We start from the raw sequence: 15,436 nt of genomic DNA, 5'->3' as shown, positions 1-15,436 counted from the left end.
TTTTTTTACTCACAGGCCCTGGCGCGCAGGCAGGTTGTGGTATATGTTTCATTTGAATGCCAAAGACTTTTTATTGGCGAAAAAACCTGAAACCTCGAGCCAACCCTGCCTGACTATCCGGGACTTGAAGCCCCGGCCTAAGAGGCGGGGCGTTTTTTATTATAGTGCCGGGAGATGCATCGATGAACTCCAACTTACCTGAAAAAGCAAGATTGCTAGAAGTGCTCCGGCGCGGCGGATTCAATGTGCCAGACTTTATTTACGTTCCGGCAGAGGATTTCAGAACTGAAAACTTCTCCCAGTTACAAGGTTTTTTACAAAAAAATGCCGACGCTTATAAGGTAATCGCCAGAAGCGGCCACCCCCAGGAGGACCTCTTTAAAGGCGGAACTTTTGATTCCCTTGAGACCTACGCCGATTTAAGCGGTGTACAATACGCCAGAAAGCACATCATCAACGCAGCCCACACGGAAAAAAAGCTCTCTATACTAAGGCAGCAAAAATTCACCAATGCTCCGGAGATAGATCTGGACAATATGGGTGTAATTGTCATGCCCTTTATAGAGGGCTTAAGCGTAATGGGCAAAGTGGTGGGGGATCACTGGGAGTTCGGCTATTGCAGGGACAGCAGCCGCAGGTTCCAAAGCGAGCCCTACATCACCTCCACGCCGCATGATCGCAAACTGTTGACCATCTCCAAAGATATTCAAGAATATCTGGGCTTTAAAACAGAGATAGAGTATATAATCAGCCCGGACGGTGAGATCAACGTTGTCCAGGCCAAGGATATCTCCAAGATAGACACCTTGGAATTAAAGGAAAGCGGCCTTTCGGTGAAGCTTGACGGCCTGCGCCGTATAAGGAAACGGCGCAACTACCGGGAGCGCCCGGTTTTTGTCATGGATGTCAAATCGCTTTACATTGAGATCATAAGCAGGTGCGAGGATGTCTTTTCAGCCAAAGCCGATGAGCTTCCTTTGGACATAGAAGCGGTTTTGGATTTGGTCGCCGCCTTTGAAAAGGAGATGGAGGTCTTTGCACTTAAGCACGAACGGTTTGGGGTTCTGGGCATTACAACCGAGGTTCCGGCCGATCTGTTCCAGATAGCCAACCACTACCTGGATGACTATCCCGAGTTGCAAAAGCAGCTTTCCCCTGTTCTGCACGGCAACAATTACAAGATCGACCAATTTTTGTCAGAGGCTGATACGGTCATCACCCAGGAAGGCTTTCACAGACGCCTCTGCTCTCACGACGCTTATGGAATCAATACGGTGCGCAATCCCATATGGTCCGCTTTTTGGCGGGCTGAAAGGGCGGACGAGGTTGTCAACCTGTTCAGGCAACTTGGCTATAAAACCGGTGACACCATTGGCATAGACGTTGATCAGGACGACATCCCCACCATGCATCGCCTGTAATTTTCAAAGAAGATAAAAAAACCGGGAAGACAGGCATCTTCCCGGTTTTTCATGCTCTGGCGACACGTCTCTGAAGGGCGCCTAAAACACCCTTTTTTACAGGCATTATCTAGCTCAGCACATTCTTTATAGTTTCAAGCATATCCACAAAGCGGTAGGGCTTGGCCACAAAGTCAACCGCGCCGGCGACCAGGCTTTCTCTTATTTTGGCTTCGGAAGCATACCCGCTGGCAACTATCACCTTCAGGCCGGGTTCAATCCGCAAAAGCTCCTTTAGAGCCCGGCTGCCGCCCATGCCCGGCATACCCAAATCAAGAATCACCAGCGCCGGGGGGTCATCCAGTTCACCCACCAGGTCCAGGGCCTCTTCCCCGCTTCCGGAGGTCAGCACCTGATAGCCGAACTCAGAAAGCATCTGACCGGTCATATCGGTTATGGCCTTTTCATCATCTACTAAGAGGATAGTCTCACCTTTGCCCTTTTCAGGCTGTTTAACCTCTTTGGCTTTTTCAACCTCACCGGCCACCTTTGCTGCCACGGGCCAATATATGCTGAAAACGGTGCCCTCTCCCGGTTCGCTTTCACATTCAATGCTTGCACCATGGGCCTTAACAATGCCGTAAACCATGGAAAGGCCCAACCCGGTTCCCTTACCCACCTCCTTTGTGGTGTAAAAGGGATCAAAGACATGCTCCTTGGTTTCAGGGTCCATGCCCATGCCGGTATCCCTGACTTCAAGCAGCACGTACTCCCCCGATGACAACTTAAAGGGGGGCTTTCCCCTTTCGTCAGTCAGCATTTTCAGTCTGGTGGAGAAGAAAAGCGTTCCTCCCTCAGGCATTGCATCCCTGGCATTGGAGCCCAAATTTAGAACCAGCTGCTCCACTTGATTGGCGTCGCCTTTAATGCTCTTTAGGTTCTCCGCCAGATCAAGGCGGATTTCAATCATGGGGTCTAAACTCCTGCGCAGAATCTCCGAGGCCAGTGAGACCCGATGGTTTAAATCAAGGGGTTTGAAATGGGGATCAACCTTGCGGCTGAAGGTGAGCATGCGCCTGACCAGGTCCGAGGCCCTTTGGACCTCACGATCCATTTGCTCAAGGTGCTCAAGGTCTTCGACGCTCCTTTGAGAATCCTTTTTCATTAATTGGATATCGCTGGTTATTATCTGAAGGATATTATTGAAATCATGGGCTATACCACTGGCCAAGGTGCCGACCGCCTCCATTTTCTGGGCCTGCTGGAGTTGGGCTTCCAGTTGAGCTTGCCTTTTTTCGCTTTGTATGCGCCCGGTTATATCTCTCACCACAGAAAGTAGAATCAAATTGCCCCTTACGGTGATCACATTCAGATTTACTTCTGTGTCAAACTCCGAACCATCAAACCTTTGCTGACGCCAATTGAAAAACTGGGGTTCACCTGAAAGGGCCTTTTCGGTGTATTTATGCCAGAGTCTTGTTGATTCATGACCACCGGCCTGTTTGGCGGGAACATAGTCCAGGGGCTTGGTTCCGATGAGTTTTTCACTTTTAAGGCCAAACATCTTTTCCGCTGCCAGGTTGCAATCCGCATACACCCCGTCGATCAACAAAAACATGCCGTCATAGCCCGACTCAAAAAGCGCCCTGTAGCGGGATTCGCTTTCCCTGAGGGCCTCGTCAGCCTCCTTACGCTGGGTTATATCCCTGATAATCCCCACAGCGCACCATTCTCCCCTGAGCCGCAGGGCATTTATCGAAATTTCTATGGAAAACTCCGAACCATCCTTTTTTTTCGCGATCAACTCCGTTACCCGGCCCACAATAGCTCCCTTACCGTTTTTCTTGAACACTTCGAATGCAACCTGATATGCAGAGTGATATTTGGCGGGAGCCAAAAGCAGATGCAGATCCCGGCCCAATGCCTCGTTTTCCGAATAACCAAACATACGTCCGGCTGCCTTGTTCCAGAATGTGATCTTGCCTTCATGATCTATCATGACTATTCCGTCCAGCGCATTGGCACTGATGCTACGGAATTTGCGTTCACTATCCTTTAGAGCTTCCTCCACTATTTTACGTTGGGTAATATCCGTGAGATTCACCACCATGCCCATGGGAATCTTTTCAGTATCCTTGTACATGGCGGCGCTGACGCTCACATCTATAACTCGGCCGTCTTTAGTCAGCCGCTTGGATTCAAAGGGAAGATGCTCTGTCTTGCCTGCGTAGAGCAATTTTATGGCCTGCATGGTCTCCGCCTTGTTTTCAGGCGGTACAAAATCTATGCGAGACCCGATCAGTTCCTCGGGCTTCCAACCGAACAACCTGGTAAAGGCGGGGCTTATGTATTCCGCCCTGCCGGTATGGTCGTAGACAATCACCGGGTCCGGAGAAGACAAAAAAACGGCTTCGTATTTCTCTTTGGTGTGTTTATAGGCCAGCATTGCTTCTTTGGTAGCCTTTTCAGACTGATACTGGCGATAGGTGAGGTATCCGGCCAAAAGGCCAATGGGTATGAGAATAAATATTCCGGTGCTTATGAACCGCTTTTCCATACGGGCCATCTCGGCCTTGACATCCTCCAGGTAAATCCCCGTACCGATAATCCAGTCCCAGGGTTTGAATTCCTTGACATAGGATAATTTCGGGGCAGTGCGTTGGGGATCGTCTTTCCATTGCCATTCATATTGGACAAACCCCTCACCTGTGGATTGAACGACCTTAACCATATCCCTAAACAAATATTTTCCTTGGGGGTCTGTGTAATCATAGACGCTGGTGTTTTCCAGTTCCGTGCGATAGGGATGCATGAGAAGATTATAAGAAAGGTCATTGACCCAGAAATAGTCTTTACCGTCCTCGCCGTAACGCAGATCCCTGATCTGGGCCAAGGCCGCTTTCTGGGCTTGGTATAAAGTCAGAACTCCTTGTTTTTCCTTCTTATTATAGGTTTCCAGGATACTTATGGCAGTGCGGCTCAACTGCTTGAGCATCTCTTTTTTCTTGAGCATTATGGCTTTTTCAAAACCGGGTAGGACATAACCAAAGCCGATAGCTCCAAAAAGAGCTATACATAAAAAAGCCGGGATGAATATCCCCATATGGCGGAGAATTCGGTTTAGCATGCAAAGAGGTCCATCAGCCTCACTCGTTAAAACAGATAACTCCCCCCCAAAACCACGATTAATTATTTACAGTCGACTCCTTTTGGGTAAATAGTAAAAGGCCTTTAATTTAAATTTAAGTATAGCCCCCTGATATGCTATTCGTCCACAATCCCTTCAAACATCCCCTGATCCGAATAAATGGGAAAGAAAAGCCGGAAAACAGACCCCTCACCAGGGGTGGTCTCAATATCGATGTGTCCGCCATGGGTTTTTACCATGCCATAGACCATGGGCAGGCCCAGGCCGGTTCCCTGGCCCACTTCTCTGGTGGTGAAAAATGGGTCGAAAATACGGTCTTTTATCTTTTGATCAAGCCCTGGACCATTATCCCTGATCTGCAGCAGGGCATACTCTCCCGGAGAAGCCTGGGGATGCTCACGGCAGTAATCGATATTCAAATCCACCTTTGCAAGATCTATCCCCAAACGTCCGCTTTGCTCCATGGCCTGAACCGCATTGGAGACCAAATTAAAAACTATCTTCTCCACCTGGGCCTGATCAGCCTTGACCAGTAAAGGATCTTTTGAAAGCTCCACCTTAAGATCAATCTCCGAGGGCAAAAAATCCCTTAACGAGCGGCTCACCGCCATCACCACCTGGGTGAAATCGCAAGGTTTGAGCTGTGATTTATTCCACCGGCTGAAGAGCAGGATCTGATCAACCAGCCCCTTGGCCCTTCTGGCTCCGTCCAAAACCTTTTCTAATAAAGCCGGATCCACCGACTGGCTTCTGGCGTCTTCCATGCATAATTCGGTGAACCCCATGACACTCGTTAAAATATTATTAAAATCATGGGCAAAACCGCCGGCCAAGGTGCCCAGGGCCTCCATTTTTTCAGACTGCTTCATATAGGCAAGCAGACGGTCTCTTTCCAATTCCGCGATGCGCCTGTTAACCTGGTTCTTCACCCTGGCCTGGACGATCATCTTATGGTAAGGCTTTTTGATATAGTCACAGGCCCCAAGACCAAGGCCTCTGGTTTCGTCTGTAATTTCGTCCATGGCGCTGACAAAGACAACGGGAATCCGCTTGGTGTCCGGGTTATTCATGATCTCCCGGCAAACCTCGTAACCGCTCATCTCAGGCATCATCACATCCAACATAATCAAATGAGGCAGAGGCTCGGTTTTCAGTATCGTAAGGGCCTGGGACCCGCCAGTGGCCCTTATGGTTTCATAATCATCAGCCAAAACCCTTTCCAGCACCTTTGCATCCATGTCTGAATCATCAACAATCAGTACTCTTGGCCTGGATACTCTGAGCTGCATTTTCTTTTCCTTTATGCGGGCAAGCTTTACGTCAGGGGATTAAGGTACCAACATTTTCGATCGAAGGAGTAATCACAATCCATATTGTATAGTGTAAAGAATTACGCCCACAACACTCAAACCTTTAACCAGGGCTCTTACTTTAAACCCCCAAAAAGCCTCACCGGGAATACCCGGTTCTATTTTTCAATTAACTTTAAAAAAATCCTTTAACGCCCGATAATTAAAAAATAATCACCGTTTCATAGCCCTTGCATAACTATAAATCCGAAAAAGAAATAAAAAAACCTTGCAGTCTGCCCATGGACAGCCTGCAAGGCACGCAACATACGGGTGACACCAGTCTGGTTGCTTAATACAACCGTTTTACTTTTCTTAAGAGGTAGTTATCCTCTATTCTGAACGCCGCAGGAAACGGCCGGGGGTCGAACCGGTGGGAAGTCCTTTTTCCATGACCGGCTCGCCGTTTACCATAACCAGTTCCATGCCCGGAGGAGTTTGACAGGGATCGTCATAGGTGCTTGTATCTATAAATTCCTTTGGATCAAACAAAACCAGGTCCGCGATGAATCCTTCTTTTAACATGCCCCTTTTTTTCAGGCCCAGTCTGGCCGCGGGCATGCCTGTCATCTTATGCACTGCCTCGCTTAAGGAGAAAATGCCTCTTCCCAGAGCCAGGCGGCCAACAACCCTGGGGAAGGTTCCATAAAGCCTGGGATGGGGCTTTGAGCCTGCGGCAATGCCGTCTGAGCCTATCATGGCAAAAGGCAGGGACAAAAATTTCTCCATCACCTTTTGATCCATCATTTCAAAAACCGCGGAAACCGAACAGTTATCCTGAATCAAAAGGTCAAACAAAAAATCAAAGGGGTCCCCACCCGCTTTTTCCGCCAGATCAGCCAGGTTGCCGCCCTCCAGATGCTTCAAGTCCGCGGACTGCACACCAGCTATGCGCACTTTTTCCATTGAAGAATCCAACAAAATATCATGCCAGCCCGGCAGGCCCTTTATAATCTCGTCTCTGATGCGCGCTCGCAGGTCCTTTTGTTTCAGCCGCTCCATGATGCGGGCGGCTCCACCTTCCAACGCCCAGGGAGGCAACACAGCGGCCAAGGTGGTGGCCGAGGCGGTATAGGGGTACACATCACAAGTTACATCCAGGCCCTGTTTCCTGGCCTGTTCCAAAAGTTCCACCACTTTATCGGTCAATCCCCAGTTTTGTTTTCCGCTTATCTTCAAATGGGAGATTTGCACAGGCGCCCCGGCCTTTTGCCCGATAAGGATTGCCTCTTTAAGGGCCGGCAAAACCTCGGTTGATTCATTCCTGATGTGCGAAACATAAATACCCCCTTTTTGGGCAAGCACCCTTGCCAGGGAGATCAACTCTTCCGTATCTGAATAACAGGCAGGCAGATAGATAAGCCCGCTGGAAAGGCCCATGGCTCCCTGCTCCAGGGACTGGGCCAAAAGATCTCCCATTTGGGCAAGTTCACCAGGGGAAAGCCGTTTTTCAGACAACCCCGCCACCAGGGTGCGCAGGGTTCCGTGCCCCACAAAGGCAGCCAGGTTTCCGGTGAGGCCCTTTGCATCCAAGGTGTCTGCATAAGAGGCAAAATCAGAAAAATTCATTTCGGATTCAGGCTCGCCCAGAATGCCGGTGAGGTTCTGCCTGGCCTTGATTGCATAGTCCCCGCTTAATGGAGCAGCGGAAAAGCCGCAGTTACCGCCTGTATCCGTGGTGACTCCCTGGCTCAGCTTGATCAGGGAATCCGGATAATCCAAAAGGTGCAGGTCTGAGTGGCCGTGGATATCAATAAATCCAGGAGCCAAAACCAGGCCCTTGGCATTGAACACCCGCCCGGCCTCAATGCCGGATTCAAGCCCCAACAGCCTTATGCGGCCCTTTATAACGCCTAAGTCCCCCACTTGCCCGGGTTTGCCTGTGCCGTCCACAATCAGCGCATTTTGGAACAGATAATCCAACATTTGGTCTTCCCTTCAGTCAGAACAGTATCCATGAAACCACACCACCGTCTGGGGCCGGTCAAGTGCCCCCAGCATAAACCAACGGCTTATTTGAAAGCCACCAACAAAAGCCTCTAGGCTAATTGAACGGCAAGCACTGGCAATCCAACATCAGGCAGGCCGGAGCGGCTTTTTGGTTGGCAAGCTCTTTCAATTTTCCGGGTGAAACCTTAGAATGGGTGAGAGGGCAAATTCCGTAAAAACTCCGTTAGTTTTGCAAGCATACTTTCCCATTGGCCTGTCTCTGCGCTGTGTTAGCCCATTGCCTTTTGATTCCATGGTGACTTAAGGAGAAGTTGTTATCCCAAGTCGTATTTTGACGGTTTTATTTCATGCCGCCCCTTTCCAAGACATTGTCCCATTTTTAGATAGTTCAAAAATCAGGCAATCCGGGAGGAAGCAAATGAAGCACAGCAGACTGGTTTTGGCGGTAATCCTGGCTATGGCTCTTCTGGCCTCGCTTTTCAGCGCAGGCTGCGCCAGCAAGGGGGGCACCGGGGCCCTGGCCGGGGCGGGTGTGGGTGCGATCATGGGTCAGGCAATCGGGCGCAACACAGCCGGGACCCTGATCGGCACGGCGATCGGAACCGGAGCCGGTTACATCATCGGTAATGAACTGGACAAGGCAGAGGCTCGAAAACGGCACACCCAGGGCCTGCCGCCGGAAACGGGCAATCTTGCGGGAAGCAGGTGGAAAGCCGTAAAGGTGGACCCCATGCCCCAACCGCCCTATGAAACCTATGTGATCGAGTTTGGCAAAGACGGCTGGCTCCGAACCACGGAGACCTTTGCCAACGGCGCTCAAAAGACAGACAAGGAGCATTACCGGATCAAGGGAGACATACTGATCATCCATAATCCGGGTTATCTTATCAACGCCAAATACACCATTTTGGGCGATCGTCTGATCATAAGCTCCCAGGAGTTCACCGCTGAATTCACCCGCATGTAGATTTTAAGGGGAAAAGCGGCTAAGAATAAAAAAGACCCGGTGAATTATCACCGGGTCTTTGGAAGGTTTTTCAAAACCTTTTAAACTCTGGTGGGCTGCCAGTGGATCGAACACTGAACCTACGGATTAAGAGTCCGTTGCTCTGCCAGTTGAGCTAGCAGCCCTTGGTGTTTGTGACCGTCTTTTCTAACAGGCGAATTTGGATTCGTCAATAAAACTTTCATTTAAATGAAATAAAAAATCCGCATTTTTGAGCCCATATTAAAACCGCCTGAAAATAAACGCCTTTTACCTACCTAAATACACTCACTAAAGACCGCATCAGGCATGACGGTAAGCGATTACGTGGGCCTTTTCCAGGGTGACCAGACCTTCTGTGATCATCTCATCCAAGATGGGCAGAAAGTCCTCTATATTCTCGGGCGTATCCACAATCTCCACCACCACCGGCATGCTCTGGGAAAGGCGCAGTATCTTGGAGGTGTGAACCATGGAATTGGCCCCAAACCCCAGCATGCCCCTATAGACCGTGGCTCCGGCCAGGCCTTCCTCCCTGGCCTTGAGCACAATGGCTTCATAAAGGGGCTTGCCCTGAAACTTGTCATCCTGGCCAATGAATATGCGTAAAAGCTGGGCATCGGTGGGCAGCCTCATGGTTTTCCTCCTACAGGTTTTTGGCCAGGGCGATCCCCGCGAAAAGGGCCACAAGCCCCAGCAAATTCTGACCCAACAGGTTCAAAAGAGCGGCCATCCACTGGTTGTCTCTGATAAGCATCTGGCTCTCAAAAATAAACGTGGAGAAAGTGGTGAAAGAGCCCATAAAACCGGTGAGCACGATCATGCGGTGATCTGCCGTAAAAAAAAGACGGTTTTCAGCCCAGGACCAGATAAAACCAAACAAAAGGCAACCGGTAATATTCACAAGAGCTGTGCCCCAGGGAAAAGACTGGGTCACAAATCTATGCACCAGGCCTCCCAGGCTGTAACGGGCCAGCGCGCCCAGCCCGCCTGCTCCGGCCATTAAAACATATTTAAGCAAAATCAAAAACTCCTTGGACTATTTGATCATTGTCCGAGGTTTTACCACAACGGCAGATGCGATTCATGAAAAACCTTGTAAACCGGCTGTCAACAGAAGCTATATGTTTTGTCCCAATTAGGGGAAGACAAGTCAAGTTGAATTGGGGCATGGTTAAAGATAGACCTTAAAACGATCTCTTACGCGAAAAGGAGCAACATGAAACTTTTTCTACGCCTGGCACCCATTATCATCCTGGTCCTGGCCTGGAGTCCGGCCCGGGGCTATGAAAAACTGGGTCCGCCCGACCTTGGCAACAATCCCGGGCTTGATGTGGTGGTCACCAACCCAAGGCCTGTTTTGAGTTTTTACAATGCCAAAGGCGGGGTCAAGCCCAGGGCCTACACCCTTGAGCTGAGCCCCAATCCGGAGTTTACGGGCCCCGGCCTTTTGGTCTATGAAAACCTATTTGAGACAGATAAATGGGTCACCACCTGCCGTATAAAAACAGGCGATCAGTTGCAGGATAAAACCACCTATTACTGGCGGGTGCGGGCCACGGACGGCAAGAGCAACCAGGGCCCCTGGGCCGAAAGCCGCTTTCTGGTCGACATTCACAGCGACGACCATTTCATGGGGCTCAGCCGGGCCGAACCAAAGCGCCTGGCCGCTTCCAGCGGATACAACCCCCAAAACGTCTGCGATCTGGACGACCCCGGCCAAGTCAGCTTTTGGCAATCCGCGCCCTTTGACAAATCACCCCAATGGGTGGAGCTGGACCTGGGCAAGCCCCTGGTCATACAAAAAGCCTGGGTGCTCTCCAACCCGCAAGGTGAAAACGGCCGTCTGCTTAAGTTCTCCTGGCAATACAGTCATGATCGGAAAACCTGGGAAACAGCGCCCGGAACCGAACGTGAAGATAATTACACTCACAGAAATATACTGGATTTCAGCCCGCAGAAGGCCCGCTACTGGAGGATCAAGATTGACAAATGGCAGGGCTACTGCGCCCAGATCAACGCCCTGACCCTCTACACCCCGGAGATGCCGCCGGTTCACAAAGCGCCCCAAGGCGACTATGTATTGATTGTGGGCGATCAAAAAAACGGCTACACCTTCACCCAGTTGGAAAGGCGGGTGCTCTCCCTTGGACTGGGGCTTGAAACGCTGGTGGTCCCCCATTTTAAAATTTCTTTGAAGATGGTCGAATCTCTTACCAAAAAGCCCGTGGCCATCATTCTCTCGGGCAACAACGCCGACTACACCAACCTGCCGATGTTTGAATACAACGGAGTCTATGAGCTGATCAGAAAATGCCCCCTACCGATTCTCGGCATCTGCTGCGGGCATCAGCTTACTGTCATGGCCCATGGGATCACCTTTGCCAGGGGAATGGGCTTTTCCGACATCACCGACCTCAGCCCAAATCCGGCGGAAAAGCGCATCAACATAATCACCCAAAACCCGCTTTTTCAAGGCATTGAGAGCCCCTTTTCCGCCCCTGAAATTCATGGCTGGGCTGTTTACACCCTACCTGAGAACTATGAGGTGCTGGCCAGGAGCAGCTATATTCAAAGCATCAGAAGTAAAGTGAAACCGCTTTACGGAGTTCAGTTCCACCCAGAGATAGAAACTTCTTACAACCAGGCCATGGCGGTTTTGAAAAATTTTCTTTTAATTGCAATTAAAAGGGTGGAGACAAGGGGTAAAACCGAATAGTATTAGCCGGTTCAAACTTGCCCTGGCCTGCCGGATAAAGACAGAACCGACAGAAATATAGAGATTCTTGGCGCAGTATTTACAACCGTCTGCGTGAACACGGCCACAACTAAGCCTTGATGAATTGGGAAAATAAGTGCCTACACGAAAAAAATTAACCTGTTTTTTCTGTTTATTAACTTGGATTATTCTGATTGCTCAGCCCAGCCCAGCCCGGGAACCAGGCCAGGCGACCAGGCCCCATGCCATGGTCACTTCATCAAAACAGGCCAAGGACCCACGAAATCCCCGTCATATTGACCTTAAGCTGCTTCACCCCACAAAAACCCTGATCGCCGGACAGACCGGCACAGTGGAACTCACCGCCAGAATCAAGGAGCAATCACCAGACTGTGGCCGGCATGAAGGCCTGAACTGGGACTGGAGAACCAAAGCGCCTTTGACTGTCTGGATATCCACTCCCCAAGACAGCGGCATAACCTTTTTGGACAAAGACAACCCGGATTCTCCCCATCACCATATCCTGGTGAGGTTCAGCACGAGTTCCCTGCCCCACTCCAAAACACTCAATAAAAAGATCCAATACACGGTGGCCCCGCGCACCAAGACCGGCGACCACGCCTTTTGGCTGGAGGTCTCAGGAAAATTGAGCACCCAAAAGGGTGAGCTGATCGAAGACGCGGGCATAGCCAAGGTTCCTTTTATGGTGGACACCAGCCTCTCCACCAAGCTTTTGATGCTGGCCGTGGTGGGGCTGGTGGTTTTTCTGTTTATCATGGAATGGGTGCGGGTGGATGTGGTGGCCATCGCCATGATGGTGCTTTTGCCCGAACTGGGCCTTTTAAACGCCCAGGACACCTTCAAGGGGCTTTCCAGCAATGCGGTTATGGCCATTATCGGGGTGATGATCATCAGCTACGGCTTGAACCGGGTGGGCTTGGTGCAGAAGATGCTTCAGCCTATCTTAGGTTTTGTGGGCAAGGGAAAATCCCGCATGGTGATAACCTTCTCCAGCCTGATAGCCGTCATCTCAAGCGTAATGCAAAACACCGGAGCCGCGGTTTTGTTTTTACCGGCCATCCGCACTGTGGCCACTCAAAAGCTTAAGGTGCATCTTTCCCGGGTGCTGATGCCGATCGGCATGGCCGCTATTTTAGGCGGCACCCTGACCATGATCGGAACCAGCCCCTTGATCCTTTTAAACGACATCCTGCCTCCGGGCATGGCCAAGTTCGGTTTTCTGGAACTCACCCCCATAGGCCTGGCCATCGTGGTGGCCGGTATAGCTTTTTTATCAACCCTTGGCATGCGTCTTTTGGACAAACCGGCCAAGGATGCGCAACCCGGGGAAAAGCAAACGGGTAAGGAGACAGACCAAAGTCCCCTGGTCTCCTATTCCTCCATGGACGGGCCTTACGAAATCCTGGTTCCCCCTGATATGGTCTGGAACCATACTCCGCCGACTGTCTCTGAAATCCAACAGCAGTTCTTGGTTAATGTGGTGGCCATCAAAAAAAAGAACGGGACCTTGACCCTGGCGCCGCATCCCACAACCGGCCTTAAAAACGGGTTTTCCCTATGTGTCTACGGCACCCTGAAAAACATCGGCAATTTCACAGATACATATGGGCTGAAGAGGATAGAGGAGCCCCAAGCCTTTAAAGAAAACCTTTTCAATCATTCCTGGGCAGGGGTCTTGGAGGCAGTGGTTTCACCGCGCTCGGACCTGCTCTGTAAAACCATTATAGATTCCAGTTTCGGCCATAAATTCGGAGTGACCCTTTTGGCCCTGCATAGAGGGGATAAAAACCTGTATCAAAACCTGGGTGAAAAGCCCCTTAAAGCGGGCGATATCCTTTTATTACACGGCACCTGGAAGCATCTTCAGGACCTTTTTAAATTGCTTCGCGGGCTGCACACCATAACCCAGTTTGAGAAAGAATATCACCGGCCGGAAAAAGCGAATGCAGCCCTGTTTTGTTTTGTGGTCTCACTTATCCTGATGCTTATCTCAAGCTTTTGGTTCCAGAAACTGCCCTACAACCCCATCCCCCTTTCCATCTGCCTCATGGCCGGGGCAGTGGGCATGATGCTGCTTAAGGTCATAAGTGTGAACGAGGCCTACCATGCCGTGGACTGGCGCACGGTTTTCCTTTTAAGCGGCCTTATCCCCCTGGGCATGGCCGTGGACCAGACCGGCACGGCCCAATGGATTGCCAAGGGCATTGTGGAAGGACTGGGCTCTTTCATGTCTCCTCTGGTGCTTTTATTTGTCTTGGCAGGCCTTAGCTGCGCCTTCACCCTGGTAATCTCCAATGTGGGGGCATGCACCCTTTTGGTTCCCCTGGGAATATCCCTGGCCAATCACGTTGGCATTGACCCCAGGGTGGCTGCCATTGTGGTGGGGCTGGGGGTTTCCAACTCCTTTATCCTGCCGACCCACCAGGTTAACGCCCTTTACATGGGGCCGGGAGAATATGTAACCAGGGACTACCTGAAGATAGGCGGCATCTTAAGCGTTATCTATATTGCGGTCCTGGTGGTCATGGCCTATTTGTTTTATATGTAGACCATCTGACGGCAGCCAAAAAACAGCCTCGACCCGGCAATGTGTAATCGAACCGGGCCGGGGCTGTTTTTACTGACTGTTTATAAATCCAGGTGGCGGCGCATGATCCGGGTTCCGGCAAACAAGGTGAAAACCGTGAAAAGGGCCAGCCCGGTAAAAAATCCTGAATAGCTCAAGGCCTCGCCCGCCATACCGGCCACAGGCAGGATGCCCACGGAGAACAAATGATTAAGGCCGCAAAGCACCGCGTAGTTGGTGGCGGATTGAGGGCCTGCGCTGAGCTGCATGATAATGCTGTAGATCAAAACCATCATGCCCCCAAATACAAACTGATACCAACCCAGCATGATCGCTGCGGACCAGTAAAGATCGCAGACGCCCTGAGGCACAAGAGAAGAAAACCAGCACAGGCCGATACCAAACAGGCAAACCAGAATAAAACCTTTTAACGGACCCCATTTACTCAGCACACCCCCCCAGATCAAAGACCCCAGAATGGAAAGCGGCGACCCCACCCAAAGGAGAAATTGCCCCAGATCACGGGGGTTGAGCCCCAGATCCGCCAGCATGGTCAAGTGCAGCTGTTGGCCCGCATGCTGAGACATGCCTAAAAGAAGCAGAAACAACACAAACCAGCGAACGCGGGGCAACTTTAGAAAGGCGCGTGCGCTGGGCTTGAAGTCCTCGGCGGTTTCCGAAGCCTGTTCAATAGCTATGGCAGGTATCTCACTGTGAATGACGACCGGAAGAAAAAGCAGCAGGTGCAGGCCGGTCATAATGCACAAGGTGTTGAACCAGCCCAGCCACTGATAGACGATCAAAAACACGCCCGCGCCCAGCATGTGGCCTATTATGTAGCTCACTATCTGGACCGTGTTGCCCATGGATCTCTGGCTTGGTTTCAGCATGTCCGTGGCATAGCCGTCCACCGCAATATCCGTGGTGGCTATGGTCAGGTTCAACAGAAACACCACAACTAAAACCAGCGGCAAAAATTGTTTTGGGTCAATAAAACCCAAAGCAAACAAAAGAATTATGCTTAATCCGGACAAGGGGATGATCCAGGTTTTGCGTTTTCCAAAACGGCTGTTAAAACGGCGGTCCACCTGCGAGGCCCAAAGGAACTTGAATGCCCAGGGGCTGTAGATCAGGGCGCTTAAACCTATGCTCCCCAGGCTCAACCCCTGCTCCCGCATCAAAAGGGGTAAAAGGGTCCAAGTGAAGCCGAGTGAGATATTCTGCAGGACAAACAACACAAACAAAAGGCCCATCTTTTTCCAGACTGGAGCCTCGACCGGTTTAGCTTGGGGCATGTG

Annotated in this window: 10 protein-coding genes and 1 tRNA gene; 4 read left to right on the top strand and 7 right to left on the bottom strand. The window is 50.8% G+C overall.

Annotated features, from left to right (window positions below; translation table 11 throughout):
- The first annotated feature begins 182 nt into the window (after positions 1 to 182).
- On the top strand, positions 183 to 1,421 hold the full coding sequence (locus X474_RS17815) for a hypothetical protein (RefSeq protein ID WP_044350829.1): 1,239 nt from the start codon (positions 183 to 185) through the stop codon (positions 1,419 to 1,421).
- 109 nt (positions 1,422 to 1,530) lie between these two features.
- Here the strand turns inward: X474_RS17815 and X474_RS17810 are convergent, their stop codons facing one another.
- The 3 genes from X474_RS17810 to X474_RS17800 all read right to left on the bottom strand — a co-directional run bounded on the left by X474_RS17810 (position 1,531) and on the right by X474_RS17800 (position 7,823).
- Complete coding sequence (locus X474_RS17810) at positions 1,531 to 4,413, bottom strand: PAS domain S-box protein (RefSeq protein ID WP_197282178.1); 2,883 nt, start codon at positions 4,411 to 4,413, stop codon at positions 1,531 to 1,533.
- A gap of 251 nt (positions 4,414 to 4,664) precedes the next feature.
- On the bottom strand, positions 4,665 to 5,837 hold the full coding sequence (locus X474_RS17805; protein WP_052515370.1) for a sensor histidine kinase: 1,173 nt from the start codon (positions 5,835 to 5,837) through the stop codon (positions 4,665 to 4,667).
- A 393-nt stretch (positions 5,838 to 6,230) separates the two neighbouring features.
- On the bottom strand, positions 6,231 to 7,823 hold the full coding sequence (locus tag X474_RS17800) for an N-acyl-D-amino-acid deacylase family protein (RefSeq protein WP_044350827.1): 1,593 nt from the start codon (positions 7,821 to 7,823) through the stop codon (positions 6,231 to 6,233).
- Positions 7,824 to 8,265: 442 nt separating this feature from the next.
- On the opposite strand from X474_RS17800, the gene X474_RS17795 reads away from it, so the two are divergent.
- Positions 8,266 to 8,814, top strand: coding sequence for a YMGG-like glycine zipper-containing protein (locus X474_RS17795; RefSeq protein ID WP_052515369.1), 549 nt, complete (start codon positions 8,266 to 8,268; stop codon positions 8,812 to 8,814).
- An 88-nt stretch (positions 8,815 to 8,902) separates the two neighbouring features.
- On the opposite strand, the gene X474_RS17790 is transcribed toward X474_RS17795, so the two are convergent.
- The 3 genes from X474_RS17790 to crcB all read right to left on the bottom strand — a co-directional run bounded on the left by X474_RS17790 (position 8,903) and on the right by crcB (position 9,835).
- A tRNA-Lys gene (locus tag X474_RS17790) sits at positions 8,903 to 8,978 on the bottom strand.
- Between the two features lie 157 nt (positions 8,979 to 9,135).
- The gene (locus X474_RS17785) at positions 9,136 to 9,468 is read right to left on the bottom strand and encodes a DUF190 domain-containing protein (RefSeq protein WP_044350826.1); all 333 of its coding nucleotides are present in this window, start codon (positions 9,466 to 9,468) and stop codon (positions 9,136 to 9,138) included.
- A 10-nt stretch (positions 9,469 to 9,478) separates the two neighbouring features.
- Positions 9,479 to 9,835, bottom strand: a complete 357-nt coding sequence (gene crcB / locus X474_RS17780; RefSeq protein ID WP_044351083.1) for a fluoride efflux transporter CrcB — start codon at positions 9,833 to 9,835, stop codon at positions 9,479 to 9,481.
- A gap of 216 nt (positions 9,836 to 10,051) precedes the next feature.
- Between crcB and X474_RS17775 the strand changes: the two genes are divergently transcribed.
- Complete coding sequence (locus X474_RS17775) at positions 10,052 to 11,551, top strand: glutamine amidotransferase-related protein (RefSeq protein ID WP_044350825.1); 1,500 nt, start codon at positions 10,052 to 10,054, stop codon at positions 11,549 to 11,551.
- Between the two features lie 247 nt (positions 11,552 to 11,798).
- On the top strand, positions 11,799 to 14,120 hold the full coding sequence (locus tag X474_RS17770; protein WP_052515368.1) for an SLC13 family permease: 2,322 nt from the start codon (positions 11,799 to 11,801) through the stop codon (positions 14,118 to 14,120).
- A gap of 80 nt (positions 14,121 to 14,200) precedes the next feature.
- Here the strand turns inward: X474_RS17770 and X474_RS17765 are convergent, their stop codons facing one another.
- A complete protein-coding gene (locus tag X474_RS17765) occupies positions 14,201 to 15,433 on the bottom strand; it encodes an MFS transporter (RefSeq protein WP_082464472.1) in 1,233 nt (410 codons plus the stop codon).
- Between the last annotated feature and the right edge of the window lie 3 nt (positions 15,434 to 15,436).

The sequence above is a fragment of the Dethiosulfatarculus sandiegensis genome, from assembly GCF_000931935.2.
Taxonomy (GTDB): domain Bacteria; phylum Desulfobacterota; class Desulfarculia; order Desulfarculales; family Desulfarculaceae; genus Dethiosulfatarculus; species Dethiosulfatarculus sandiegensis.
The sequence above is the reverse complement of the archived record's forward strand: the minus strand, read 5'-3'. Positions and strand labels throughout refer to the sequence as shown.

Coding starts and splice junctions, on each gene's coding strand:
- X474_RS17815 (WP_044350829.1), top strand. CDS start 183: ATGAACTCCAACTTACCTGAAAAAGCAAGATTGCTAGAAGTGCTCCGG.
- X474_RS17810 (WP_197282178.1), bottom strand. CDS start 4,413: ATGCTCAAGAAAAAAGAGATGCTCAAGCAGTTGAGCCGCACTGCCATA.
- X474_RS17805 (WP_052515370.1), bottom strand. CDS start 5,837: ATGCAGCTCAGAGTATCCAGGCCAAGAGTACTGATTGTTGATGATTCA.
- X474_RS17800 (WP_044350827.1), bottom strand. CDS start 7,823: ATGTTGGATTATCTGTTCCAAAATGCGCTGATTGTGGACGGCACAGGC.
- X474_RS17795 (WP_052515369.1), top strand. CDS start 8,266: ATGAAGCACAGCAGACTGGTTTTGGCGGTAATCCTGGCTATGGCTCTT.
- X474_RS17785 (WP_044350826.1), bottom strand. CDS start 9,468: ATGAGGCTGCCCACCGATGCCCAGCTTTTACGCATATTCATTGGCCAG.
- crcB (WP_044351083.1), bottom strand. CDS start 9,835: ATGGCCGGAGCAGGCGGGCTGGGCGCGCTGGCCCGTTACAGCCTGGGA.
- X474_RS17775 (WP_044350825.1), top strand. CDS start 10,052: ATGAAACTTTTTCTACGCCTGGCACCCATTATCATCCTGGTCCTGGCC.
- X474_RS17770 (WP_052515368.1), top strand. CDS start 11,799: ATGGTCACTTCATCAAAACAGGCCAAGGACCCACGAAATCCCCGTCAT.
- X474_RS17765 (WP_082464472.1), bottom strand. CDS start 15,433: ATGCCCCAAGCTAAACCGGTCGAGGCTCCAGTCTGGAAAAAGATGGGC.